The sequence below is a fragment of the Bacillus sp. FJAT-28004 genome (assembly GCF_001280845.1).
Classification (GTDB): Bacteria; Bacillota; Bacilli; order Paenibacillales; family Paenibacillaceae; genus Pristimantibacillus.
The window spans coordinates 222,812-248,269 of the sequence record NZ_LGHP01000004.1; the positions used below are offsets into that span (position 1 = coordinate 222,812).

Sequence of the window (25,458 nt, forward strand, 5' to 3'; positions counted from 1 at the left end):
TTCCATCAATAATCGGATCGATCTCCAATGAATATATCCTATTAGATAAATTAAATGTCAGATTCTAAATACTTTGCAAGGTAAATAGTATTTGCAGGATTCAGTTGTAAGGAACGGATTTTTCTTATGATACGGTTTTTAATGTTCAACATAGCAGCTCTAACTTCGAATTTTTTAAAAAAAGAACCTTTAATCTATAGATAGATTAAAGATTCTGTGTTTTATTTTTAATGATATTGTATTTTTTAAAACCTTTGTTTCTAAATGCAAAGAATTAACTAGTGACTAGCTCTTTTTCGCTTAGACCAAGCGCCTCTGCTGTTGAAGTATGAATTTCGTGCAGAAGCTCTGGATTTTCCATTAGTGACACGCCATATGAAGGAATCATTTCTTTAATTTTCGGTTCCCACTCTTTCATATGTTGCGGGAAGCATTTTTTAAATACCTCAAGCATTACGTGAACAGCAGTTGAAGCACCTGGAGAAGCACCTAGTAATGCTGCAATCGAGCCATCAGCGGCACTAATAACTTCCGTACCAAATTGAAGTGTACCTTTGCCGCCAGCTACAGTATCTTTGATAACTTGCACACGCTGGCCCGCTACTTCTAAATCCCAGTCCTCAATTCTGGCGTTAGGGATAAATTCTCGCAACTCTTCCATGCGCTTTTCTTTCGATAACATAACTTGTTCGATCAGGTATTTTGTCAATGACATGTTTTTTGCACCTGCCGACAACATCGTTACGAGATTATCCGGTTTTACGGAAGTTACTAAATCAAACATTGAACCGGTTTTTAAAAACTTTGGTGAGAAGCCGGCAAACGGACCAAATAGCAACGATTTTTTATTGTCGATAAATCTTGTGTCAAGATGCGGAACAGACATTGGAGGAGCTCCAACCTTAGCTTTGCCGTATACTTTTGCATGATGCTGCGCTATCACATCAGGATTATTACACACCATAAATATCCCGCTTACCGGGAATCCACCAATATGTTTTCCTTCAGGAATACCGGATTTTTGCAGTAAATGCAGGCTTCCGCCTCCGCCTCCGATAAAGACGAATTTTGCAGTATGGCGTTCGACATTACCGCTGGCGTTTCGTACTTTCAATTCCCACGAGCCGTCACTCGTACGTTTAATATTATTAACGCTATGTTTGTATTTGATATCTACGTTTTTACTCTTTAAGTGGTCAAACAAATTGCGCGTTAAAGCACCAAAATTGACATCAGTTCCAGAGTCGATTTTGGTTGCCGCTATAGGTTCATTCGATTGACGATCTTGTATAATAAGCGGAATCCATTCCTTCAGTTTTCCAGGGTCATCAGAAAAATCCATCCCTTGAAATAGAGGATTATTTGACATCGCTTCAAAACGTTTCTTTAAAAACGATACATTTTGTTCCCCTTGTACCATACTCATATGAGGCAATGGCATGATAAAGTCCTGCGGATTACGTATCAACTTGCTGTTTACAAGATAAGACCAAAACTGCATTGAAAGCTGAAACTGTTCATTAATTTCGACAGCTTTGCTAATATCGATAGATCCGTTTGGTTTTTCGACAGTGTAGTTAAGCTCGCACAATGCCGCATGTCCTGTTCCTGCATTATTCCATTCGTTAGAGCTTTCCTCACCTGCATTTTCGAGCTTTTCAAACACTGTAATTTTCCATTCTGGTACTAACTCTTTCAGTAGTGTCCCTAAAGTGGCACTCATGATTCCGGCCCCAATTAGGATGACGTCTGTTTTAGTTTCTCCGCTGCTCATTATTACCATCCTTATACCCTAAAATTTACAGAAATGAAGTTGACGCTCTTGCTAAGGCGTCACACTAAGCCAACGTGCGACCTAGTCACACACCTTTTCTGTTTCAAATAAAACCATATCAAAGTGTATTAAAATTATTTGTAGATTAAGTTATCTACTATGATCTGATAATTATAAGCTATTTAAAAGCTAAATCCAAGGTCTTAACCCCGCTTTTTGCAAGGATTAAGGTTTTGGTTTGCCGCTACCTTTCCTCATAACAGCGGTTTTACATTTTGGATACATTATTCTAACTCCTCTGAAGATGAGCGTTAGTACCTCTTTATCGTATCATGAAAAAATAAAATTCAGAAATTATTTGTTCAGATAAAGTAATTTTAAAATCCAAATCGATTACTGGCCTTGCGTAGGCAGATTTCTTTAATCGGATTCAAATATTTTATCCAACTATAAGCGTAAATCCCACCATTAGAAACGTTTCGTGTACAAAAAAAGAAAAGCACTTTGCACAAAAACAGCTGCAGTTCACATGCTTCGTATTTTTCAAGCAGGTCCAGCATTGTGATACGTTGTCTCAGAACACTCTGTATATAGGTACCCTCTTCAAGCATTGACTCCAATTCCCGCATATGGGGAGGGCAAACCGTATAAGTGGCGAGTACACGCTGCTGAGCACGTGTGGCACTAAAAAACAAAAAGAAGCCTGATATTTCAGGCTTCTGAGAACCGAAAGTTCCTATTTGATTTTTTGCTCCAATTAACTACTACTCAGGGAATGACTCCTTATCCTGCATTCTTAAGAAATAGGTGAGCTGTTCGTTCATATATTCCGGGCTGTGAGCAAATCCGTCTTCGCTCCATTGAATGAGCAAGCCCATAATGGCATTAGACTGATAAGCGACTAGTAAAGAAAGATCTCTATTGCCCAAATAGTAAACCGAAGAGCTATTCTGCATTAAGCTTTTTATTTTATCTAACAACGAATAATAGTAGGACAATGACGATTTCTTATCAAACACAATCTCATAGAACAATTGGTATTTCTTCACATGATGGAAGATACGAATGGTCGTAGGATCGAGATGGCTCGGGATTAATTGTGAAACATGCCGGTATGGCTCGTAATACGAATCTTCCAAATCTTTCAGCAAATAATGCAGATGCTCATCAAACAATGCCCTGATGTCTACATAATGCAAATAAAAGGTGCCTCTACTCACGGCAGCCTCGCGGCATAGGATGGACACGGAGATGGATTCAAGTGTTCTTGTTTTTAATAGAGCTAAGAGCGATTGATGTAATGCTTTTTTTGTCTTAATGACCCTTAAATCATTTTCATTCATATCTTCTTTTCACCTCAATGTTAAACAATTGCTATGAGTCGCTTAATGAACGATTTGATCCTCGTTTGTTCAATAACTTCAATCTGAAGTGTATTATATAATGTTATCTGCGAATTGTATACTTTATGGCAATTGTGTCATTAGCAATGGAAAAAAGACTGCAAGCAGCCGAGCTGCCTGTAGCCTTTTGAGTCAAATCAAGAATGGGTTAAGTGCTTTCGATCAGCTTATGGAAATAAATGCACTCCATCCTCTATCGAGCTGATCGTCAATTTAGAAACCTGCCGTCCAACCAGCGTCCGCGGCTATAACCGCGCCGTTCACAAAGCTCGATTCATCGGATGCTAGGAATAGTGCCACTTGTGCAATTTCTTCAGCTTGTCCGACGCGCGGAATAACGCCTTGGGTCACCTTCGTTCGTGAAGCGCCAAACTCATTCACGTTATTAATCGTCGAAACGATGTTTGTAATCGTTGCGCCAGGTGCAATCGCATTGCAGCGAATGCCTTTCTGTGCGTACATGAAGCCCGTATTTTTGGTGATGCCGATTACCGCATGTTTGGAAGCTGTATAAGCAACGCCCGCATGCGCGCCGCTGAAACCGCCTGTCGAGGCTGTATTGATAATAACTCCTTTTCCTTTCTCCAGGAAGATCGGAATCGCTTTGCGTGTCGCACGCATAACGCCTTTTGTATTGATATCGAAAATAAGATTCCATTTTTCATCATCCACATCGCCTGCAGGCGCCATGTTATCCATAATACCGGCATTGTTAACCAAAATATCGAGCGTTCCATATTCGTTTACAGCCGTATCGATCATCGCATTAATATCATTGAGGTCAGCAACGTTTGTTTTTACTGCTATTGCTTTGCCGCCATTTGTTTGAATTCCGGCTGCAACGGCTTTCGCGCCTTCGATGTTCAAATCCGAGACGACAACACTAGCCCCTTCTCTCGCGTATAACTCTGCAATCGCTTTACCCATGCCCGATGCCGCACCCGTAACGACGGCTACTCTACCTTTCAAACGCATAACATATCCCTCCAAATATTTATTGAACAGTTGTTCAATTAAATTATAGGGATACTTTCGAGACTTTGTCAATGAATAAGGAGCGGGTCGGGGGTACCACTCCTTATGATGTTCCAAACTACTTTCTATATAAAAAACACTGATTATCAGGCATCGTCATTTGCTCTTGGTATTGTTGAACAGCAGCTTTCATCTTTTTTCGTTGGCGAATTATTAATACTACATACACCTGTTTCTGGTAAATCCAGCTCAACTTTCAAAGCAGCATCATAATCACCCGAAAGATAAGCTGCAACAGACCTTACTTGTTCATAACCAGTAGCCATAAGGAATGTTGGAGCACGACCATAACTCTTCATCCCAACAATGTAAAAGTCCTTTTCTGAATGTCGCAGTTCTCTTTCTCCGTGAGGACGAACTGTACCACAGCTATGGATATTAGGGTCGATAAGCGGAGCAAGAGTATCTATACTTTCTGTATCTTGATCAATGTTAAGTCGTAGTTCTCGCAAGAAAGAAAAATCTGGCCGACTACCAGTATTTACAATAATTTCATCAATTCCGTGCAAATCCATGCTCTCCTCTTTGTGTTTACCGCTAATCGTCATTTTCCCATTTGAACGGCTTAACTTTTGGATTTTAAATGGAGTAACCACCTGCAATTGATTGGTATTGACCAATTGGTGAATGCGGCTTCCTAATTCTCCCCTTGCTTCAAGTTGATCATTGGCTTCTCCACCATATGCGTCCTCTACTTTGTGCTTCCTCATGATCCAAATAATCTTCATAGTCGGATCAGTCTCTTTTAGCTGAGCAAGATCTAATAATGTATTTATAGCGGAGTGACCACCGCCGACCACTGCGATGCTTTTCCCTATATATCTTTCCTTGTCTCTCCCGTGAATATTGGGGATCCCATAATAAATATTATTGTTTAGTGATCGTTCTTCATTGGTCCAGACACCATTTGCATAAAGGGGATTCGAGTTTCCCCATGTCCCAGAAGCATCAATTACTGCTTTGGCTTCATATCGTTGCGTCGTGCCATCTACTTCTGCATAGATCACGAACGGGTGGATCTCCCTAAGTTCTGACTTCATTTTATCTGTATCTTTTCTGCCTATGCCTATTACTTTGGTATTTAGGTTGAGTTGCGAACTAATCTCAGGAAGATCAGATAATGGTAGCAAGTAATTCTCTAACAATTCTTGACCCGTAGGCAGTTCTTCGGGAGAAGGAGCGCTCCATCCACTTTTGGTTAACAATTTTGCAGCTGCTTTATCTACATTGTATTGCCATGGTGAAAACAAGCGGACATGTCCCCAATCCGAAATATTGTTTCCAACTTGTGAGCCGGATTCAAATAGGATGAAATTCTCGCCGTGCTCCACTAAATTCGCTGCTGCGGCTAAGCCTATCGGGCCTGCCCCAATGATTGCTACAGGTAGTTTATTCAATTTTATATTTGGTTGTTGCATTGTAACCTCTTGATTACTGGAAGATGAGGCACAACAAGATACGGATTGTTTGAGTTCAATGTTTTTCATAGCTATTTTTTCCTCCAATGATATTCCGCAGTAAGATCTGCTTGGTCTGCTCTCTTAACAATTGCTTCGTATTTCTCACATATAATATCTTCTCAATCAACAAACATTAGTTGCATTTTGCAAGTATTAGTCGAAAAGATATGGAGTAATCTCATTACCCCATAGGTGTGCAGCACATTTTTGATTTTTGCATGCTTGTGTTCAGTAAATGTAGAGAACGGATGACAGTTTCTTTCTCAAACTCATTCATAAATGAAAAGACTTCATCTAAATAATCGTTCATCATAGTTTCAATTGAGCCCGCCACAAAATTCCCTTCTGTTGTCAGTGATAGTAGAAACACTCTCCCATCTTCCGGAGAAGCTGTTTTCTTCACTAACTTCATCTTTATTAAGGATTGAACCTGTCGGCTAAAGGTCGTAATATCCACACCGAGTGTCTCTGCTACCTTTTGCATGGAAGACATGTTCTGGCGATCAACTTCATAAAGGATATGACTATGAATGAGTGATATATCCAGTCCACTGATCTGGCAGCAGTTTTTGTTCAACAGTCCAAACTGCCTTGCTAGCATTTGTAGTAGTTCACGTGGGTTGTTCATTATTCATTCCCCCTGTTCCATTTATATATCATTTACTTGTAATTTGCAAGTTATTTATTAGTTTGTCTTTATATTCGCAAACACTTATATAATTGTTTACTTATACAATCAGCTGTGTATAATAAATATTGAAAGATTTGAACGATCTATTATTACAAGACGATGCCTAAAGGAGTGATTAAATGATGCAACCGTTAGACAATCTTGCCGAGACATTGAAGCTATTGTCAGACAAGACTCGTCTTACTATCCTCGCTCTTCTTAAGGAGCAAGAAATGTGTGTTTGTGATATCGTTGCGATACTTGAAACAACTCAACCTAATGTAAGCCAGCACTTGAGAAAATTAAAAGTTGGCGGTTTAGTTAATGAGACAAGGCGTGCACAATGGATATATTATTCTTTAAATATCGAAGATAAACCATATTTACATGACATCTTAGACGAGCTCCCATCCATGAGAGAAGATTTAAAAAAGCTGAGCCCGAACTGCTGCAATTAAGGGCCATGCTTCCAGAGTAGTTGTCATGAACAAAGGTTTCAGGAGGAATCATGTTAGTTATCGCATCCCTTATTTTTCTTATTACTTTGATTTTCGTTATTTGGCAGCCTAAAGGTTTAAATATCGGCTATTCGGCTGCTGGTGGAGCAATACTTGCCCTGCTCTTTGGTATTGTGGATTTTAATGACGTATGGGATGTAACCGGCATGGTCTGGAACGCAACAATCGCGTTTGTGGCTGTCATCCTGATCTCGCTCATCTTAGATGAGATTGGATTCTTCGAATGGTCAGCACTCCATATGGCACGTTTTGCAAAAGGCAATGGTTACCTCATGTTTACTTTTGTTGTATTGCTCGGTGCTGCTGTCGCTGCATTTTTCGCAAATGATGGTGCTGCACTCATTCTTACGCCGATTGTTCTTGCTATAGTTAGAGCTTTAAAATTCGATGATCGTATGATCCTGCCATTTATTATGGCAAGTGGATTTATTTCCGATACGGCTTCTCTACCGCTTGTGGTCAGTAACTTGGTTAATATTGTTTCTTCTGACTTCTTTGGAATTGGTTTTGCTGAGTATACCAGTCGGATGATTATTCCGAATTTTTTCTCAGTAGGAGCAAGTTTGCTCGTTCTATATTTGCTTTTCAGGAGAAGCATTCCAAAAAACTATGATCTTAACCAGCTAAAACAGCCTCGTGATGCGATAAAAGATATGCGCATGTTTAAGCTATCTTGGATTGTTTTAGCCGTATTATTTATTGCCTACTTAGTTAGTGAGTTTGTCCATGTTCCTGTATCGATTGTTGCTGGTCTAGCAGCTTTCGTCTTTATTTTGGCTGCTCGCAAAAGTCCTGCTATCCATACTAGTGCTGTCATTAAAGGAGCGCCTTGGTCGGTTGTCGTCTTTTCCATCGGCATGTATGTCGTTGTTTACGGACTTCGAAATGTTGGTCTCACGGACCAGCTCGGCAAAGTGTTTCAATGGACAGCTGAACAAGGATTATTTGTTGCTACAATCGGTACAGGATTCATTGCTGCCATCCTCTCTTCCATTATGAACAATATGCCTACGGTTATGATTGATGCTCTGGCTATCGAGGGAACAAACACAAATGGTGTATTACGAGAGGCGCTTATTTATGCAAATGTGATTGGTTCTGATCTAGGTCCAAAAATTACGCCAATTGGATCATTAGCTACCTTATTATGGCTGCATGTTCTGTCTAAGAAAGGCGTGAATATTACATGGGGGTATTATTTTAAAATTGGAATTATACTCACGCTTCCAGTGCTGTTTATAACTTTAGTTGGCCTTTACTTATGGCTTAACATCATCCACTAAACGGATTTCAAAGGAGATATGCAATATGGAAAAGAAATTGGTTTATTTTTTGTGCACGGGTAACTCATGTCGGAGTCAAATGGCGGACGGTTTCCTTCATTCCCTCGGTAGTGAACAATATGTTGTAAAAAGTGCTGGCCTCGAAGCCCACGGTTTGAACCCAAGAGCGGTTCAAGTGATGCAAGAAGCTGGAATTGATATTAGCGAGAATACTTCTAATGTTATCGATCAAGAAATATTGAATCAAGCTCATTATGTTATTACGCTTTGTGGACATGCTGATGAGCACTGCCCTATTATCTCAAATCTGAATGTAGTCAAATGGCATTGGGGCTTCGAAGATCCTGCAAAGGCAACAGGCACGGAAAAAGAAATCATGGATCAATTCCGAAACGTTCGTGATGCAATCAAGGCTCGAATCGAGAAGTTTGTGAATGAAGGACAATAAGATATCTGAACTGCACCCCGTCAAGTAGACAGTATACGATGCACAATATTCAACTTTAGACATGAAAATGCTCCCCTCACAGCAGCAGGTTTGTTATTATTTCACCTGTCTACTATTCGGGGAGCATATCACATTCGGGATAGCCTCTTTTTAATGATTAGGCAGTAAAAAATGAAGTGAAACGAACCTATAAAGCATGATAGAATTAATGTAAAATTAAAGGAGAGTGTTTGATGATGGGGATTATTATGAATAAAGTGGGAGCGATCTTTGTTGCCGTAAGCGATATCGAAAAAGCTCGCGCATGGTATTGCTCCATTCTCGAATTGGAGCCTACCTATGATATTATTTCAGGTCATTTATGCTGTATCCCTCTGGATAACAACGGTCAAAACATTGTTTTAGACAGTAAAATCTATACGAAAGACTCTCATGCAAGGACACCAATGTTTCATTTTAATACCGATGACATCCAAGCAGCTTTTCAGTTTATGCAAGATAAGGATGTAGAGATTATATCAGAAATTGAACATGGTCACTTTTTCAGTATTAAAGATCCCGACGGAAACATGCTGATGGTTTGTAAATGCTAAGAAATAGTTAGTCATGATTTCTTTCATTGCTTATTCATAGTTCAATCCAAAATCTTCTAATCGTATTGCCATTTTCCTCTATGTATTCCGATTCAAGAATGCCACCATTTTTTACAATTGTTTTTTCTGAGCCGATATTCCCTTTATCACAAACCACTAGAACTTTTTGCAGACCCCATTCTTTTGTAATTTCCAGAGCAGCTGATAATATATTATTCGCATACCCTTTTCTTCTCTCAGATGGGCGAATGCCATAACCGATATGACCGCCTTGATTGAGAAGTTTTTCATTTAATCGATGCCGGATATTAACCGCACCCACAATTATGTTGTCCTCATTTCGGAGCCAATAGGTGGAGTGTGGAACATGATCCCTATTCGTTATTTTGGATTCGCTATCTTCAGAATATAAAAAATCAATAAAGGCATTAAAATCTGCCGGTTCTCTTTCAATTACCCATGGCACCATGTCTTCTCCGCTTTTTAACCAATCCTCATAAAAGGATACATACGCATCGCGGTATTCGATAGATGGTTTTATTAATATCGCTGATTTCTCCATAAGCACGCTCCGCTCTAATGATTTTTACCAAATTAACACATTAACAGAGTCGGGTCAATCTCATTTATTAAACCATGAATTTACGCTCTCCATAAAAAAGAAGACTAGGGCATAACGCCCTAGTCTTCTTTTGCTTAATGATTAGCAAAATCAGTTATGAAATTCCATACCATCATGAACGGCTTTAACATAACCTGCACGGATAACAAAATCTCCGAAATGTTCACCCGTTTCCCGTTCCTTCGCATACTGGTTAATGATCGGTTTTAAAGTATCGAGAATTTCGGTTTCATCGATGTTCTCACGGTAAAGCTTATTTAGTCTATCACCTGCGTAGCCCGCGCCCATATACATATTGTATTTGCCGAGTGCCTTGCCAATAAACGAGATTTCACCGAGCGCTGGTCTTGCGCAGCCGTTCGGGCAGCCCGTCATCCTAATGTTAATCTCCTGGTCACGCAAACCTGCTTCATTAATAATCGGCTCAAGCTTATCAATAAGGGTAGGAAGGTAACGTTCTGCTTCCGCCATAGCAAGACCGCAAGTCGGCAATGAAACACAAGATAATGAGCTTCTGCGCAGAGCAGAATGCTGTGAACCATCGGTAAGTCCGTATTGCTCAGCCAACTCTGTAATTTTTCTTTTTTTCTGACTGCTTACATTACCGATAATAAGATTCTGATTCGGAGTAATACGGAAGTCGCCTGTATGAACTTTGGCGATTTCACGCAAACCCGTCATCTGCGGGTTGCCTTCTTGATCCTCAATACGTCCACTTTGGATTAACAAAGTCAAATTCCATTTGCCATTGCTTCCCTTCAACCACCCATAACGGTCTCCGTTATTTTGGAATTGATAAGGACGGACGCCTTCAAGCTGCCAACCAAGTCGATTTTGAAGCTCGGTTTTGAACCAATCGATACCATGACGGTCAATTGTATACTTAAACCGAGCGTTTTTGCGAACCGAGCGGTTACCATAATCACGTTGAATCATAACAGTCTTCTCAGCCAACTCGACAATTCGCTCAGGCGGACAGAAGCCTATAACTTTACCAAGTTGCGGATAAGTCGTTGTATCTCCGTGTGACATTCCCATACCGCCGCCAACGGAAATGTTAAAGCCTTTCAGCTTGCCATCTTCCACAATCGCAATGTAGCCGATATCTTGAGAGAATACATCTACATCATTAAATGGCGGAATTGCAAATCCAATTTTGAACTTACGCGGCAAATAAACGGGTCCATAGATAGGCTCTACCTCTGCACCATCTTGTTGACCATCTATTACTTTCTCCCCGTCCAACCAAATTTCATGATAAGCGCGTGTACGCGGTGCCAAATGGTCATTGACTCGACGTGCCCAGTAGCTTACTTCCTCATGATGGTTGGATTGAAAAGGATTTGGACTACACATAACGTTCCGATTAACATCACCGCATGCTGCTAGTGTCGTCATCAGCTCGCTATTGATTTTTTGAAGCGTTGGCTTCAAATTCCATTTCAAAATGCCATGCATTTGAAAGGTTTGGCGAGTCGTGAGCCGCAATGTTCCGTTACCATGCTTGTGCGCTAGTCCATCCATTGCAAGCCATTGTTCAGATGTCGCTACACCACTAGGCAGAACTACCCGGATCATGAATTGAAATGCGGGCTCCAGCTTCTGCTTTTCACGTTCGTTACGCAAATCCCTGTCGTCCTGCATATAGCTCCCATGAAACTTCAACAACCGATTGTCGTCCTCAGGCAAACCGCCTGTAATCGGATTGCTCATCGTTTCTACCAATGCGCCGCGCAAATAGTTGCTTTCGCTTTTTATATGCTCAACCTCGCTTGGCGGTCCACCGATAGGTTTAACCAACTGTTCTTTCGCCATTGTTGCTGTCTCCTCTCGCAATCATTCAAGTACTCTTGTTGTTTTTTAACTATTTATTAGTACACGTCACGTTGGTAACGTTGTTGATCCTGCATATCATTCAAATAAGCTACCGCTTGATCAGCGCTTAATCCGCCCTCTTGCTCAATGACGGTTAACAAGGCCGTATGCACATCATGTGCCATATGCTTCTCATCACCGCAAATATAAACATAAGCGCCGGCTTGAAGCCATTCGAATAATTCACGGCTCTTCTGCTCCAAACGATGCTGAACATATACCTTCTCATCCGTATCACGGGAGAAAGCAACATCAAGCTTCGTCAGGACGCCGTCCTTAAGCATTCTCTGCCAATCGGTCTGATATAAGAAATCAGTAACAAAATGGCGATCTCCATAAAACAACCACGATTTCCCTTCTGCGCCAAGCTCCTCGCGCTCTTCAAGGAATGCACGGAACGGAGCAACGCCTGTTCCTGGTCCAATCATAATTACCGGAATATCCGAATCAACAGGCAGCTTAAAATTCGGATTTTGTTGGATATAGATCGGAAGGCTATCGCCTGGTTGTACGCGCTCTGCACAATGTACGGAACATACCCCATAACGATCCCGACCATAAGCTTCATAACGAACAGCTCTTACTGTAAGATGAACCTCATCCTCATTCGCTTTGAAACTGCTGGCAATGGAATAAAGTCTTGCTGGCAACTTACGCAAAATAGCAACAAATTGTTTCGCCGTTCCTTGCCAAGGCTCGAAATCCTGCAATAAATCAAGCAGATCCCGTCCGTTGATGTAGCTTCTAAGCGCTTGCTCCTGTCCCGCAGCTAGCAGCTCACGCAAAGCTGTGTTCGAAGTCAGCTCTGCAGCTTGCGTTAACAAAGGTTTCGTTAATGCCGTAATCTCATAATGCTTAAGTAGTGCTTCACGCAATGAGCCCTGCTCACCGCTCTTGTTGATAGGCACGATTTCTTCCGAATTCCAGTTCATTTGCTTAATGATCGCATCTACTAGATCTGGATGGTTTTCCGGATATATACCAAGGCTATCCCCTGGTTCATATTGTAAATTAGAGCCTTCAAGAGACAGCTCTAAATGACGTGTTTCCCGATCAGAGCCGCGGCCATTCAAATTAATATTCGCTAGAACTTCAGCCTTAAAAGGATTCGTACGCGAATACGCGGATTGTTCTGATGTTATTTCACTGCTAGCTTGCGAGGCAACTGCGGTCACACCCGATGCAGCATTCAAACGATCATTTAATGAGCTGATAACCTGCGCTGACCAGCCAGCAACAGCCTCATCGTAATCGAGATCACAATCCACACGCGGAGTAAGACGCTTTGCGCCAAGCTCTTCAAGGCGTTGATCAAAGTCTTTACCCGTTTGACAGAAAAACTCATACGAGGTATCGCCAAGCGACAAGACAGAAAAGCTTACGTTTTCTAGTTGCGGAGCTCGCTTGCTGTAAAGGAATTCATGGAAGCTCTTTGCATTATCCGGCGGCTCACCTTCACCATGTGTGCTGACAACCAAAAACAGGTTTTCGACTTTTTTCAAATTGTTCGTCTTAAACTTGTTCATTGGAGCAAGTGTTACTTGCAGACCCTGTTCTTCGAGCTTACGTGATAAGCTGGTTGCAACCCGCTGGCAATTGCCAGTTTGGGAGCCAAACAGTACAGTAACTTCATGGGAAACGGCTGGCTGACTGATAGTGGAAATGATCTCTGCTACAGCTGTTCCTTCGGAAACAGCTTGCACATCTGCACTAATAGTTAATGGACCTGCAGATGCTTGACGAGCAAACAAAAAGCCTGTAAGCCAAATTTGCTGAGACTCCGTTAGTGATGGCAAAAGGCGATTCAGAAGGTCAACTTGCTCTTGATTAAAAGGACTGTTCGTTACCTGAAGTTGCAACAATATCCACCTCTCATAAACATAAAATCATCATTAGTTTTATTAGTCTGATAAAAATTAGTGCTTCAGAAGTACTCAATAATAATTAACCTAACATAATAAGACAAATCCATCAACGATGATTTCCCACCCATAAAATGCTATTTTTTAGCAAAAGACCATTATTCACCCACAAAACAAAGAAATCAGGGCAATTTGCCCTGATTTTCTCGAATTTATTAGAAAAAATGATCGTTTGGATATAAATTAATGATAGATCATCCAACCCTATTTTCTCTTCATTATATGTAGTTGAAAATCATTCTCGACAATATTGTCGAAAATCAGTGCTGCCTAGATTTATAAAATGATAAAATAAAAAAGTGCTGCGAGCGCGAAGCGATAATAAGCAAACCATGAAAGCCTAATTTTTTTCATCATGTTAATGAACGTAACGACGGCAATCATGCCCACGACAAATGCAGCTATAAGACCGATTAAAAATAGGGGCAAGTCCGACATGGTGAGAAACTCCCGACTTTTAATAAGGTCAATGCCACTCGCGCCAGCCATAATCGGTACCGATACTAGAAATGTAAACTCTGCTGCTGCTTTCTGACTTACGCCAAACAACATACCGCCAGATATCGTCGAGCCTGAACGAGAGAAGCCCGGCCACAAGGCAAGCACCTGAAAGCATCCAACGGCAAAGGCCTGTTTATAGGTGATGTCATCCAGTTCCTCTGCACTCGGCTTCTTTCGTACACGATCGGCGATGATCATCAGTATTCCTCCAGCGACAAGACCAATCAGCACCTTTTCTGCAACGAATAACTCGCCCTTAATGAAAGAATGCAGCAGTACAGCACAAGCTCCTGCCGGTGTCATAGCAATAATAATATGAAGAGCATTCAACCCCGAATTTTTGCCTATCTTGAAATTAAGCAAACTTGCAAATCGATTTCGGTACAGCACAAGTACAGCCAGCACTGCGCCAAACTGAATGACCACCTCAAAGGTTTTCGCTCGGTCACCCGTGAAATTTAGCAGCTCAGCTGTTAAAATCAAGTGGCCTGTCGATGAAACAGGTAAAAACTCGGTAAGGCCTTCTACGATACCCATAATGATCGCATTAATTAGATCGCCCAACGCCCAATCTCCCCCTAAAAATAGACTGAATATTACTTGTTCTATACAAGCCTATGCATGTCCGTAGGTTCCCATTTCATTTTCGATCAAATCCGTATGAATTTCGATTTTTCGGATTCGATTGTCGTCACGTTCGCGAATAATGAAGGTCATATTTCCATATGTCCACGGCTCTCCAATGGGAAGTTCGGGCTTCTGATTAAAGAGCCATCCTCCAACGGAATCCACCTCTTCACTTTCGAGATCAGTCCCCGCAATCTCGTTCCAATCGCTGATTAACGCTTTACCATTAACCAAATAACGCTGCTGCTCTATGAATTCAATTTCCTTTACTTCATCCTCATCGAACTCATCACGGATCTCCCCGACGATTTCTTCTATGATGTCTTCAATGGTGATAAGCCCCGCCGTTCCTCCATACTCGTCCAATAGAATAGCAATTTGAACGCGTTCCTGCTGCATTTTGCGAAGCAGCTTATTGATCGGCATGACCTCAGGAACCGACATAACTGGCTGGAGAAGCGATGTTATATCGATATCTCGGTTAGCTTCATAGCGCAGAAAAAATTGCTTTGTATTTAAAATCCCAATAATGTTGTCTTTGCTTCCTTTGGCAACTGGGAATCGTGTATATTGCTCCTTAATAATAATTTCTAGATTCTCAGCCCGAGTATGATCCACATACAAACAGGCCATGTCCGTCCGAGGCACCATAATTTCTCTAGCAAGCCGCTCATCAAAGGCAAATATCCGGTTCACATAGCCATACTCGCTCTTATTAATCTTCCCGCTCTCATAGCTTTCCGACAAAATGATGCGGATTTCTTCCTCGGAATGAGCTTCATGCTCACTTGCTGGCTTCAAACCGAGTAATCTCACCAAAGAGTTCGCAGATCCGTTAAGAAGCCAAATAAACGGGTACATCACCTTATAAAAAACAATGATGATTGGGGCTGTCCACTGACTTACTTCTTCCGATTTAATGATGGCTAACGTTTTGGGAGCAAGCTCTCCTAACACCACATGCATATACGTCACAATCAAAAAGGAAATGACAAACGAAAGCACAGAGCTCAGTTCACCCTCGATATGAATCCGATCGAATAAAGGGTGTAAAATAAGTTCAATGGTGGGCTCGCCTAACCAACCAAGTCCTAGCGCTGTAATCGTAATGCCGAGCTGGCAAGCAGACAAATAACCGTCGAGCTTGCTCGTTACCTGCTCAACAGCTCTAGCATTTTTCAGGCCCTCTGCTACCATCTGATTGACTCGGCTAGATCGCATTCGGATAATAGCAAATTCAGTTGCGACAAAAAAAGCAGTACATACAAGCAATAATACGAATAGAGTAAGCTTTAAAACCATCGTCTTCTCCCTTTTGCAATGGAGATGCTACTAGTAGCCGACCTCAACCGATGCATTAACGATGTATATTAAATCGTTTTTATCATCTTTGTCCGGTAACACTACACCGCTAGTCGTCAGCATGCCGCCGTCCATCACTTCTACAGTCACTTGACCGTATGGCAGCACTGCTTTCACCTGCTCAACATCAAGAAGCTCATGATCACAAGGAAGCGCAAGCCGTACCCGCACTTTCATGTTATCGAGCGTTCCTCCTGGCAGCACAGATCGCAGTCCCGGCATCGAGTTATGGTGTATCGCGTTTTGTACTGCGCGCACCGATGCCTTTGTAATATTTTGACCGTGTAGATCGCATCCCATGCCTATTTCTATAAAAAATAAGTTGTCCACTTAAATATCCTCTCCTTCAAAGTGAAATTTCATACCTGTTTCATTCTTACCATGGTACATCATCATTATTACCTGTACCTTCACCTGCAGGGGTGTAGCTGTATCCTGAATCGGCATCCTCAGAAGGCTGCTTGCTTCCGATACGAGGCATTACATCAACCAAATCAAGAGGCTGGACAAGCTCTACCGGCGACATGCCTTTATCGAATTGGAAGGAATCCCCTTCAATAACGACAACGTAACGACCGTTATGCTTCGCAAAATGTATGCTGTCGCCAAAGTCGGCGAGCAACCCTTTCACCGTAACGCCGCCTAGCTTAAACGTAAAAGGCAAATCAGGCTTCTGCTCGACTAATGCTGCTGCTGCAACCTCTACCTGCTCCGGCGTCCACCATTCCTGAAGATCGCGCTTCTCGCTTGCCGCCCAAACCTCAACCGCATTCTCTTCCTCGCGGCGTTCAGAGCTTTCATCCTCCTGCCATTTATCAGCTATATATTGATGCACCATTTCTACAACTTGCTCACCCATAACCTCAGGCAAAGGTTTTTCATAGGAAACATATTTTAAGAAATCTTCAAAATAACGAGCATGAGATGCTTGATGAATTTTCAGCTCCCAATGCTCAAGCATGCCTTCCTCCGGCATATGCGGATACTGAATCGATTTGATGCTCCGAGCAGAAATCGCCATCTCAACCTGTGAAATTAGACTTTTTTCATCAGATATACGAGCAATTTTGGGCTCAAAATCACATTTTAGCAAAAATAAAAACGGCTCATCGAAATACGTATTAAGCTTGGATAGCGCAATGATAAAAGCACCGCCCCTTACCGCACTCGTATCCATGTAAATCCGAACGAGCTCATCAGCTATGCCGATAAACCGTTCCTTGGAATCCGCGTCACGCAACCGCTGAAACAGATTGTAGTTCTGATTGCTGCCAAGTTCATATCCAGGCTCAACCATAAACCGCCCAATCTTCGTTGGTGCGCCTGCTGAATTGGGATTGCGCTCTACTTTTCTTTTGACGATTCGTTTAAACTCATCATCCAAAAACCTTTGAATTTCACTATCTTCATACGTGTCCTCTTCTAATGTCTGATAATGCTTAAACCGTTTGCCTGATGACGTGGCACTCTCTTCTCCATCGGTATGAATAACGAAAAATGATAAATATTGCATATTAAAATCCACTTTAATAATTCCTCCAAGCAAGCTGATGTCATCTACTTAGAATAGCATATCTCGCACATTCGCGACATCAGATGAGAGAACCTACCTTGATTGACAGAGTTATAGTTATGGTAAGGTACTAGGGATGGAGAATCATCAGCTTGTGATACACAAATTACCCATTAGTTGAATTATCGTAATGACTTTTTTGTATTGTCTCTATAATTTCACTAACACAATGTTCTATATCCTTATTTGAGCAATCAAGAGTTTTATCACTATACTTAATGTATAGAGGAACTCTTTCCTCGTATACGTCCTTAAGACTATTGCCTTTCTTTATTACAATGCCTCTGGTTGTTATGTTTATTAGTCTCTTTTTAATTTCTTCATATGGGACATGTAAATAAATAATCTGTCCACCCTGTTTTAGAACATTCATAGCTTTTTCTGAATATATAACACTTCCACCTGTAGATATAATACAATTTTCCAGTTGTAATTCAGACACTATTTTTTCTTCGACTTCCATAAATTTTTCAATACCCTCATGATCAATGATATCTTGTAACAACCTACCTTCATGTTTTTGTATAACAATATCTGTATCCACAAAATCCATTCCTAAAGCTTTGGCAAGCAATACACCTAAAGTACTTTTACCAGCTCCAGACATACCTATAAGAACGATATTCATATTTTTACTCACTTTGTATTGCCTCCATTTTTGCCATTAATTTATTCGAGATAACCTGCCTGTTAACACAACGAGGCTGCCGTTTCATGCCAGCAGCCCTGTTTTGCTGTATTTTCGAACTACAGTTGATCGATGTAAACGAAGATCAAAATTTCATAGGTGGTTAGTTTTATTTATAGGGTCTTTTCCATGTGTATACCAGCAATATATTCACCTGATGACTTAACTTTCGTAGAGATATCGAATGGTTGAAAGCCATGCTTTTCCCTCGATAATCGGAGGACACAATAACATTGCCTAGCCAGCAAGACTCACCATCATGATCGTGTAAGATACGTAGGCAGCCTTCTGTGTTGTTATTAAGCTCTCGATTCTCGTTAGTTAAGCCGTCTGTTAGTTCAGATGCATTTCTTATTTACACACTTGAGATCAAAAATGCTTTTCCATAGCTTCCTCGCATCGAAAAAAGCCATTTCTTGAGTAAAACTTCACACTATCGCTGCTCGGCCAAACAATAAGAAACTCGACTTTGTTTTCTTTTGACCAATGCTCCATGGCCATATGAATTTCACTACCGATCCCCTGATTTCTAAAAGCAGGTCGAGTATATACATTGGTCACATATCCGTAATAGGGGTCTGGGGATTTACCAGGTCTCGGTATTTTATGAATTAATTGAAGATACATATGTGACACTATAATTCCCGAATCTTCTGCAACCCAGATATACCAGTTTCCGCTTTTAATTGCCTTAACTAAGAATTCACTACAAGTTTGATGAAACTCCTCGTAGTTAAGTGTTATATCGCTATTCTCCTCTTCCGAAAACTCCCAACGCATTCGAACAAGTTCATTGATGTCATCTAATATAGCCAAGCGTACAATTGACATAATTGCCTCCCTTTTTTTCATGTATATATCTTCCATCAGGGGTTTTATTAATCCTGCTATATTGAAAAATTATTGCATTAAACTGCCCGTTATCAAGCTATAGTGTCCCGTTAGTAACGGCATGTTCAATGTGTTTTTCCCATTGCTCTTTTGTTCCAACAAAGAAAGTAAGTCTTTCAGGTATCTTCACTGCTGTTTCACTTGATTCCCCAAAAGCTCCAGATGAAGTTCCTAATCCATGTATCATTGGTACATTTGTGGGCATTTTTGATAGTTGTCCATTAGTTTCAGAATAGTAAAAAACCATAGGGCCTGAAACGTTTTTGCTAGATGTTTTTATTTTTCCGGAAGCATGAACCTCATATACAATATAATTTCCCTCTTGCTTTAATGCGGGGGCATTTGGTTGTTCAAATATGACTTCTACCAAACCCGAATAATTGCTAGGAAAAATAAATTTATGGGTTGGTTTATCCGTTATATAAAAAAATTTAACGCCTGCCCCAATAACAAGACAAACAGCTATTGTCGCAGTTAATATGCCAAGAGATCTTTTCATATAATCACTCCCTAATAAAAAAAATATCACTGTTATTAATTGCTTCAAAGATAACAGAAATCCCATCAGCTAAGCAGTTCTAACTTTTGTAGAACTTGCCGCCTGCTAGGACTTCTACTTATAGATATTATGTAAACGGATAAGTAGGTTAAGTTATTGATTCTTGTGCGTGTGTTGTTTTAAGCTTAAAGACAGAAATAAAAAGAGAAGGCTACCGTAGTGCCTTCTCAACAATGTTTGCTATTCATCTACGTTCCCAATACGTTATTGAGAAGCCTTCTGTATTGAATTATGTTCTATTCAAAATGGATTCTGTGAAAGCAACATTTTTGATAAGACTTGAATATTCCTCACGGGTTGAACCGTCTTCTACGTTCCAGCATGCTCCCATTGCAGTTTCTACATAAATTAACACTTGCAGATCCTTCGGCTCTACCTCCGCTTCTATGAAATAAAAAATAGAGGAGATTAGCTCATTTAATAAACTAACTATCCTCTATATATTTTACTAAAATTAACATGTTATTTGTTTAGTATGGTACAGCTTGCGCCCGATAAGCGGGCGTACGTTCCGAATCGTCAAAGCTACGATGCCATATGCCTGTTGTAGCGGGAGACATGGGTGGAATTAGCCAAGACCACCGTCCGGTTACTGCTCTCCCCTGCTCCTGCTCTTGCTTCTCAAAACGTAGAAACTGCTCCGAAGCCGTATGATGGTCAACGATGCTGACGCCCTGCTTCTTGAATGAATGGAGCACGGCTATATTTAGCTCCGTTAAAGCACGATCCTTCCATAATGAAGTATTCGTCGACATGTCAAATTGAAAAAGCTTCGCTACATTCGGCAGCTGATTATAGCGGCTGGTGTCCGATAGGTTTCTCGCTCCGATTTCTGTTCCCATATACCAGCCGTTAAATGGCGCAGCCTTATAAGTGATTCCACCGATTTCGAGCTCCATATCAGATATAAACGGAACCGCGTACCACTGCAGTTCGAGTTGCCCGAACTCCTGATTTTCAGGATGCGTTAAAGGCACCTCAAGTACGTTCTCCTTTGGGAGCGCAAACCACTTAGGCGATTGCCCTACCTGCGCGATAACTAGCGGAAGCACATCAAACCTTGTTCCTTCGCCCTTCCATCCTAGCTTCTCACATGCGTCCGTAAAGGAGACCGAAGCAGGGTCACCAGTAATAGCTTCACCATCGCGATACCCTGCATAACGAACGAGCTGATGATTCCATATTCTTAAGCTGTTTGGCGCATGACTGGCAGGGAAAATTGTAATTGCGGGCTTAATCCGGCCGTCATTTGTTGCATAGCTCATATGCTGGAATATCCGGTTGGCGGCGTCATGCTCATCCTCTACATCGCGTGCGTCGAATACTTCAAGCGTCTGCCAAAACAAACGACCGATACAGCGGTTATTATTCCGCCACGCCATCTTTGCTCCATGCTTAAGCTCTTCATACGTATGGGTATAAAAACCAGTCTCGTCAATTTGCCTTTGTACTTCATCTATTCGTTGTTTCGCTTCTTCTTCGCTCTTTCCAAGCTCATAATAGGCTTCACCTAGGAAAACAATCGCTTGATCGGCTATGTTATTTCTCATGGTGTTAGTCGTCATTATACTTTCGCCTCATTTTCCCTCAGCTTTATCATTACTCTGCGTTTTCTATATAGCATCGTTGCTGCCTCCGCAACATCATTCAGCATACCCCGATTTATAAAAGCTCCGAATAACATACCCGCCACCGGTATCATTTGAAATAGCTTTTTCCAGCCAAAATTGTCCCGATAAACAGCTACCACTTCACGCCAGCCCTGCAGCTGCGACAACATTTGATTGCTCCGGTTCGCCTGCTCATAGGCGCTAAGCTCCTCAAGAATCGCCTTTTTTCCTACGATATCCGAAGAAGCAAATTGCATCACTTTAACGGCAAATACACGTTCTTCCTTGTTCTTCGGATCAAATCCGTAGCTAATCGCAATTTCTTGAATGATCTTCAGCGATAGACCAAGCACAGCTGGAATATCGATCGCTAATGTAAAAATGCCGCCGATTCCCGTCGTTGCCCCTTGCAGCGTCGCCATTTTCGAGCGGCTGGAAGCCAGTTGCTCAGCCGTTATGTTCATGATGGATAATGGAATATCGGCCACATCATTAATGGTCGTCTCTTCCTGATCCGCTGCCAGAAGCACCTCGCCTCGGGCAGCATTTTGATGCAAGCGCTCAATGACTGAACGCTCCGAAATCAAATATTTTCCGCCATTTTGAATATAGCTACCGATCTCATCAACCGCAAGTCCAAGTTTTTCTTGAATAAACTTCGGAGTTATTTTGTCAAGCAGCATAAAGGGCAGACGCCCAAGCTTCTCCCAGAACCATAAATCCTTCTGCTCTCGTTCCCATTTCTCTATTTCAAGTAAAGCGGATTTTAAATTTTGTTGCGTATCCATGACGGTTGTCATCTTCATGCACACTCCTTCTCCGCATGTAATACGCAGGCAAGCTGGATTCGGATTCGTCTTTCACATTATTGTTCTAATTTACGTCCCGTAAACAGCAGCATGATGAAGGAGAACGCAACAATGGCGATCGTCCAAGCCCACGCCATTCCCATTTCACCTGTCTCAACGGCGATATAAATAGCAGTAGGAACCGTCTGTGTGCGACCTGGAATATTACCTGCAATCATCAAGGTTGCGCCAAACTCGCCAATGCTTCTAGCAAAACCTAACAGGTATGCCGTTGTCAGTGATCGCTTAGCCAGCGGCAAAGTGATATAACGAAGCACCTGCAGTTCACTTCCTCCTGCTGAGCGTGCAGCATCCTCAAGATGACGATCAACGGAAAGAAAACCAACCTTCATCGTCTGGTATACGAGCGGAAACGCAACAATGACCGTCGCGATAATCGCGGCGATCCATGAGAAAACGATAGGTTGGGCAAATAACCACTCGTATGCTTTGCCGATCCAGCTCTCTCGTCCCAGCATAATTAGGAGAATGAATCCAACAACGGTTGGGGGGAGAACCAACGGCAGCATGAAGAAAGTTTCAATAACACTTTTGCCTTTAAAAGAATGCCGTGACATGAACCGTGCAACGAGCATTCCAATAATGGCAACGATAATGCTTGCTATAATCGATACTTTTAAAGAGAGCCATACTGGCGGCAGCCATTCGTCCCAGTTCATATAAGAAGCCTCCGGATAGACGTTATGTTGCTGCCTATTATATCGAAATTAGGCTTCGTCGCCCAGCAGCAAAGTAAGCTTCCCGCGATAAAACAGCTTAAGCTTATGCAGTGCACGTGTACATCCGACGTACAAAAGCTTAGCATCAAGCTCAGAATAAGCTTCCTCGCTCGCATCTGCCACTAGAACTGCATCGAACTCCAAACCTTTAGACAAATAGACAGGTACTACAGACAGCCCGCCGCCATATGCAGGCTGCTTGCTTTGCACTAACGATGCGTCCAAACCTTGCTTAATCAAATAACGATAAATGTCTTCGCATTCAATCGCAGTGCGGCCAATGACGGAAATCGTTTCGTATTCAGCCTTTGCTTGCCATTCACGAATTGTAGCTTCAATAGAAGCTAGCCAATTATCGCTTTCAACAGGCACTGCAAGAACGGCATCTCCGCTACGGAAAACTGGCACCGCAGGCTTGACTTCACCGATCATGCTTCCTAATATTTTGTTGGCAAATTCAATAATTTCCATCGTAGAACGATAGCTTCGATTGAGCTCGTAAAAGTCAATCTGCTCTTCATTAAACAGAGTTGTAAGCTCTGTCCAGCTTTGTACGCCTGCGTAGGCATGAATTCCTTGTTGTAAATCGCCTAGCACTGTCATCGATGCCGTTCTTTGGCATAGCCGCAGCACTTCCAGCTGGAAGGGAGAATAATCCTGCGCTTCGTCAATGACGATATGATCGAAAAACTGCTTTGGCAATCCAAATAACTGAAGCTGGATATAGCTAAGCGGCGCCAAATCTTCTGCAGCTGCCATTTCTTTTTTCAACCGTTCCGCGGTTGCAGCAGCGATAACCTTAGGAATACGGCTTTCAAGCTGTTTCCCGCTAAATAACGAAGCATATAGCTGTAATGAGGTGTAGGATGGAATTTTTTTGGTATAACTATTAAACTTCGTGAGCGCCTTCGCTCTTATTTTCTTATCCACGACCCGCTTCATTTTCAGCTCGGACTCCATCCAGCGACGAATGCGGCTAACCAATCGATCCCGCTTCTTCATAAGCGTTTCTTCGCCGTAGTCTGTATCATACCATTCGCGGATTTGTTCCGGGGATAGCTCAAGCCCATCCACTGGCACAAACGGTGTCAATGGTACAATTCGCTGCTCAAAGTTAGCTATCCGCTCGTCAATAATTGCTTTAAAAGCAAGATTGCCTTTGAATCGGCCTGAAGCATTCTCCACTTCCGAAGCCGTTCGACGTTCTTCAAACCAATAAGCCATCGTATCAGAAGGATCGCTTACGGTTACTGTTTTCTCTAATAGCTCTAAAGACCAATCGCTGAACGTCGTTTGCTGAATATCACCCACGCCAAGCTCTGGCAATACACCGGATATGTAATCAAGGAACATTCGGTTGGGGGCAAAAATAATCATGCGCTCCGCTCGCATCCGATCTGCGTATTGATAAAGCAAGAAAGCAAGTCGGTGCAGCGCTACGGTTGTTTTACCGCTTCCCGCGACGCCTTGAATGAACAACGCTTTGTTGCGATCAGCACGAATAATACGGTCTTGCTCGCCTTGAATCGTAGAGACGATATCGCGCAGCTTATTATCCTTGTTCTCACCTAAGCGATACAAAAGAAATTCATCCGTTACCGAGCCCTCTTCTTGGCCTCGCACATAACTATCAACCAGTCGGATCAGCTCTCCCTGGCGGATCATGAAGTTCCTCTTTAAATGCACATTACCTTCAATTTCTCCATCGGGCGAATCATAGGAAGCTGGTGCTTCTCCACCTGTGAAGGAATAAAATACGCTTGCTGCTGGCGCACGCCAATCGATAACAAGCAGCTCGTTACTGCCTTGCTTCGCCACACCGGCTTTGCCAATATATAGCGGCTTCGTCTCTCCCGCTGGCAACTCTTGAAAATCAATGCGGCCGAAATACGGCTCACGCTTCGAGATTTCAAGTCTAAGTCTGCGTTCCTCTTGCTGTAAATCGAGCATTTGCTCTGTGAAATCATCGCCTTTGTAGCGTGGACCGATTGCTTGAAGCTGAGTCACAATATCGTTCAGCGACTCCGTTAATCGATCCTGCTCATCTTGATAGGCACTTTGAACGGTCATGTCAGTTACCTCCTAAGTTTGTGTTGTGCTAGAAAAAAAGAGAAGCCCCAATATACCATAGGAAGGCTTCTCAAAGCAATCAAGAGTTTATGGCCATTCCAATAAGCTTGGCAGCTCCAAGAATGAGCAATATGTTTAGTCCAAATAGAAAAGGAATACCTACAGTAAATGAGCGATGCTTCGTCTTATGACGCCATTTTTTCATAGCGAGCCATGTCCCGCCCGCACCACCAATAGCACTAAGTAAAAACAAACGTTTCTCTGGAATACGACGGCGCTGCTTTTTGGCGCTTTTCTTATCAAAGCCCATAAGCGCAAACGTGTAAATATTAATGAACAGTAAATAAATAATGAATAAATAAATGGTCATTTCTTTGGCACACATC

The 25,458-nt window shown here is 42.0% G+C and carries 24 protein-coding genes and 1 pseudogene; 4 read left to right on the forward strand and 21 right to left on the reverse strand.

Going from position 1 to position 25,458, the window contains the following annotated elements; all coding sequences use genetic code 11:
* Positions 1-274: 274 nt before the first annotated feature.
* From AC787_RS31065 to AC787_RS31085, 6 genes and pseudogenes are all read right to left on the reverse strand, one after another.
* Positions 275-1,774 carry a malate:quinone oxidoreductase gene (locus AC787_RS31065; RefSeq protein WP_054028852.1) on the reverse strand — a complete coding sequence of 500 codons (1,500 nt, stop codon included), beginning with the start codon at positions 1,772-1,774 and terminating at the stop codon, positions 275-277.
* A gap of 518 nt (positions 1,775-2,292) precedes the next feature.
* Positions 2,293-2,460: pseudogene (locus AC787_RS35500) on the reverse strand (hypothetical protein); the annotation flags it as partial.
* 78 nt (positions 2,461-2,538) lie between these two features.
* Positions 2,539-3,117: a TetR/AcrR family transcriptional regulator gene (locus AC787_RS31070; RefSeq protein ID WP_054028853.1), complete on the reverse strand. Its 579-nt coding sequence runs from the start codon at positions 3,115-3,117 to the stop codon at positions 2,539-2,541.
* 273 nt (positions 3,118-3,390) lie between these two features.
* Complete coding sequence (locus tag AC787_RS31075; RefSeq protein WP_054028854.1) at positions 3,391-4,152, reverse strand: SDR family oxidoreductase; 762 nt, start codon at positions 4,150-4,152, stop codon at positions 3,391-3,393.
* A 146-nt stretch (positions 4,153-4,298) separates the two neighbouring features.
* The gene (locus AC787_RS31080; RefSeq protein WP_054028855.1) at positions 4,299-5,699 is read right to left on the reverse strand and encodes an NAD(P)-binding domain-containing protein; all 1,401 of its coding nucleotides are present in this window, start codon (positions 5,697-5,699) and stop codon (positions 4,299-4,301) included.
* 154 nt (positions 5,700-5,853) lie between these two features.
* Entirely contained in the window at positions 5,854-6,300 is a 447-nt protein-coding gene (locus AC787_RS31085) for a MarR family winged helix-turn-helix transcriptional regulator (RefSeq protein WP_054028856.1), read from the reverse strand.
* 185 nt (positions 6,301-6,485) lie between these two features.
* Here AC787_RS31085 and AC787_RS31090 point away from each other — a divergent pair, with 185 nt between their 5' ends.
* The 4 genes from AC787_RS31090 (at position 6,486) to AC787_RS31105 (ending at position 9,184) form a co-directional block, all read left to right on the forward strand.
* Positions 6,486-6,800 (forward strand): ArsR/SmtB family transcription factor, encoded by a 315-nt coding sequence (locus AC787_RS31090; RefSeq protein ID WP_054029049.1) that lies wholly within the window; start codon positions 6,486-6,488, stop codon positions 6,798-6,800.
* A 50-nt stretch (positions 6,801-6,850) separates the two neighbouring features.
* Positions 6,851-8,143 (forward strand): arsenic transporter, encoded by a 1,293-nt coding sequence (locus AC787_RS31095; RefSeq protein ID WP_054028857.1) that lies wholly within the window; start codon positions 6,851-6,853, stop codon positions 8,141-8,143.
* A 25-nt stretch (positions 8,144-8,168) separates the two neighbouring features.
* Positions 8,169-8,591, forward strand: a complete 423-nt coding sequence (arsC, locus tag AC787_RS31100) for an arsenate reductase (thioredoxin) (RefSeq protein ID WP_054028858.1) — start codon at positions 8,169-8,171, stop codon at positions 8,589-8,591.
* A gap of 233 nt (positions 8,592-8,824) precedes the next feature.
* Positions 8,825-9,184, forward strand: coding sequence for a VOC family protein (locus AC787_RS31105; RefSeq protein ID WP_321166197.1), 360 nt, complete (start codon positions 8,825-8,827; stop codon positions 9,182-9,184).
* A 34-nt stretch (positions 9,185-9,218) separates the two neighbouring features.
* Here the strand turns inward: AC787_RS31105 and AC787_RS31110 are convergent, their stop codons facing one another.
* From AC787_RS31110 to AC787_RS31180, 15 genes are all read right to left on the reverse strand, one after another.
* Entirely contained in the window at positions 9,219-9,746 is a 528-nt protein-coding gene (locus AC787_RS31110) for a GNAT family N-acetyltransferase (protein ID WP_054028859.1), read from the reverse strand.
* A 150-nt stretch (positions 9,747-9,896) separates the two neighbouring features.
* Positions 9,897-11,621 carry an assimilatory sulfite reductase (NADPH) hemoprotein subunit gene (gene cysI, locus AC787_RS31115; RefSeq protein WP_054028860.1) on the reverse strand — a complete coding sequence of 575 codons (1,725 nt, stop codon included), beginning with the start codon at positions 11,619-11,621 and terminating at the stop codon, positions 9,897-9,899.
* 56 nt (positions 11,622-11,677) lie between these two features.
* Entirely contained in the window at positions 11,678-13,540 is a 1,863-nt protein-coding gene (locus tag AC787_RS31120; protein ID WP_054028861.1) for an assimilatory sulfite reductase (NADPH) flavoprotein subunit, read from the reverse strand.
* Between the two features lie 339 nt (positions 13,541-13,879).
* On the reverse strand, positions 13,880-14,668 hold the full coding sequence (locus AC787_RS31125; RefSeq protein ID WP_054028862.1) for an undecaprenyl-diphosphate phosphatase: 789 nt from the start codon (positions 14,666-14,668) through the stop codon (positions 13,880-13,882).
* A gap of 51 nt (positions 14,669-14,719) precedes the next feature.
* On the reverse strand, positions 14,720-16,033 hold the full coding sequence (locus AC787_RS31130) for a hemolysin family protein (RefSeq protein ID WP_054028863.1): 1,314 nt from the start codon (positions 16,031-16,033) through the stop codon (positions 14,720-14,722).
* A 30-nt stretch (positions 16,034-16,063) separates the two neighbouring features.
* A complete protein-coding gene (locus tag AC787_RS31135) occupies positions 16,064-16,423 on the reverse strand; it encodes a Lin0512 family protein (protein WP_054028864.1) in 360 nt (119 codons plus the stop codon).
* 46 nt (positions 16,424-16,469) lie between these two features.
* Positions 16,470-17,618 carry a DUF3900 domain-containing protein gene (locus tag AC787_RS31140; protein ID WP_054028865.1) on the reverse strand — a complete coding sequence of 383 codons (1,149 nt, stop codon included), beginning with the start codon at positions 17,616-17,618 and terminating at the stop codon, positions 16,470-16,472.
* 154 nt (positions 17,619-17,772) lie between these two features.
* On the reverse strand, positions 17,773-18,306 hold the full coding sequence (locus tag AC787_RS31145; protein ID WP_235561180.1) for a shikimate kinase: 534 nt from the start codon (positions 18,304-18,306) through the stop codon (positions 17,773-17,775).
* 417 nt (positions 18,307-18,723) lie between these two features.
* Positions 18,724-19,185, reverse strand: a complete 462-nt coding sequence (locus AC787_RS31150) for a GNAT family N-acetyltransferase (protein ID WP_054029052.1) — start codon at positions 19,183-19,185, stop codon at positions 18,724-18,726.
* Positions 19,186-19,282: 97 nt separating this feature from the next.
* Complete coding sequence (locus AC787_RS31155) at positions 19,283-19,744, reverse strand: DUF6843 domain-containing protein (RefSeq protein ID WP_054028866.1); 462 nt, start codon at positions 19,742-19,744, stop codon at positions 19,283-19,285.
* Between the two features lie 530 nt (positions 19,745-20,274).
* A complete protein-coding gene (locus tag AC787_RS31160; protein ID WP_414731012.1) occupies positions 20,275-21,369 on the reverse strand; it encodes a nitric oxide synthase oxygenase in 1,095 nt (364 codons plus the stop codon).
* On the reverse strand, positions 21,369-22,220 hold the full coding sequence (locus tag AC787_RS31165) for an EcsC family protein (RefSeq protein WP_054028867.1): 852 nt from the start codon (positions 22,218-22,220) through the stop codon (positions 21,369-21,371). The genes AC787_RS31160 and AC787_RS31165 overlap by 1 nt, the downstream gene beginning before the upstream one ends.
* A gap of 59 nt (positions 22,221-22,279) precedes the next feature.
* Positions 22,280-22,942: a molybdate ABC transporter permease subunit gene (modB, locus tag AC787_RS31170; protein ID WP_054028868.1), complete on the reverse strand. Its 663-nt coding sequence runs from the start codon at positions 22,940-22,942 to the stop codon at positions 22,280-22,282.
* 48 nt (positions 22,943-22,990) lie between these two features.
* The gene (locus tag AC787_RS31175; protein ID WP_054028869.1) at positions 22,991-25,072 is read right to left on the reverse strand and encodes a HelD family protein; all 2,082 of its coding nucleotides are present in this window, start codon (positions 25,070-25,072) and stop codon (positions 22,991-22,993) included.
* Positions 25,073-25,151: 79 nt separating this feature from the next.
* A complete protein-coding gene (locus AC787_RS31180; RefSeq protein WP_200930800.1) occupies positions 25,152-25,442 on the reverse strand; it encodes a DUF1294 domain-containing protein in 291 nt (96 codons plus the stop codon).
* Positions 25,443-25,458 lie beyond the last annotated feature (16 nt).

Excerpts from the sequence above, each read along its gene's own strand:
- modB (WP_054028868.1), bottom strand. The coding sequence starts at position 22,942 with ATGAACTGGGACGAATGGCTGCCGCCAGTATGGCTCTCTTTAAAAGTA.
- AC787_RS31150 (WP_054029052.1), bottom strand. The coding sequence starts at position 19,185 with ATGTCAATTGTACGCTTGGCTATATTAGATGACATCAATGAACTTGTT.
- AC787_RS31160 (WP_414731012.1), bottom strand. The coding sequence starts at position 21,369 with ATGACGACTAACACCATGAGAAATAACATAGCCGATCAAGCGATTGTT.
- AC787_RS31080 (WP_054028855.1), bottom strand. The coding sequence starts at position 5,699 with ATGAAAAACATTGAACTCAAACAATCCGTATCTTGTTGTGCCTCATCT.
- AC787_RS31110 (WP_054028859.1), bottom strand. The coding sequence starts at position 9,746 with ATGGAGAAATCAGCGATATTAATAAAACCATCTATCGAATACCGCGAT.
- AC787_RS31085 (WP_054028856.1), bottom strand. The coding sequence starts at position 6,300 with ATGAACAACCCACGTGAACTACTACAAATGCTAGCAAGGCAGTTTGGA.
- AC787_RS31075 (WP_054028854.1), bottom strand. The coding sequence starts at position 4,152 with ATGCGTTTGAAAGGTAGAGTAGCCGTCGTTACGGGTGCGGCATCGGGC.
- AC787_RS31175 (WP_054028869.1), bottom strand. The coding sequence starts at position 25,072 with ATGACCGTTCAAAGTGCCTATCAAGATGAGCAGGATCGATTAACGGAG.
- AC787_RS31090 (WP_054029049.1), top strand. The coding sequence starts at position 6,486 with ATGCAACCGTTAGACAATCTTGCCGAGACATTGAAGCTATTGTCAGAC.
- AC787_RS31180 (WP_200930800.1), bottom strand. The coding sequence starts at position 25,442 with ATGACCATTTATTTATTCATTATTTATTTACTGTTCATTAATATTTAC.
- cysI (WP_054028860.1), bottom strand. The coding sequence starts at position 11,621 with ATGGCGAAAGAACAGTTGGTTAAACCTATCGGTGGACCGCCAAGCGAG.
- AC787_RS31065 (WP_054028852.1), bottom strand. The coding sequence starts at position 1,774 with ATGAGCAGCGGAGAAACTAAAACAGACGTCATCCTAATTGGGGCCGGA.
- AC787_RS31130 (WP_054028863.1), bottom strand. The coding sequence starts at position 16,033 with ATGGTTTTAAAGCTTACTCTATTCGTATTATTGCTTGTATGTACTGCT.
- AC787_RS31165 (WP_054028867.1), bottom strand. The coding sequence starts at position 22,220 with ATGAAGATGACAACCGTCATGGATACGCAACAAAATTTAAAATCCGCT.
- AC787_RS31105 (WP_321166197.1), top strand. The coding sequence starts at position 8,825 with ATGATGGGGATTATTATGAATAAAGTGGGAGCGATCTTTGTTGCCGTA.
- AC787_RS31095 (WP_054028857.1), top strand. The coding sequence starts at position 6,851 with ATGTTAGTTATCGCATCCCTTATTTTTCTTATTACTTTGATTTTCGTT.
- AC787_RS31070 (WP_054028853.1), bottom strand. The coding sequence starts at position 3,117 with ATGAATGAAAATGATTTAAGGGTCATTAAGACAAAAAAAGCATTACAT.
- AC787_RS31155 (WP_054028866.1), bottom strand. The coding sequence starts at position 19,744 with ATGAAAAGATCTCTTGGCATATTAACTGCGACAATAGCTGTTTGTCTT.
- arsC (WP_054028858.1), top strand. The coding sequence starts at position 8,169 with ATGGAAAAGAAATTGGTTTATTTTTTGTGCACGGGTAACTCATGTCGG.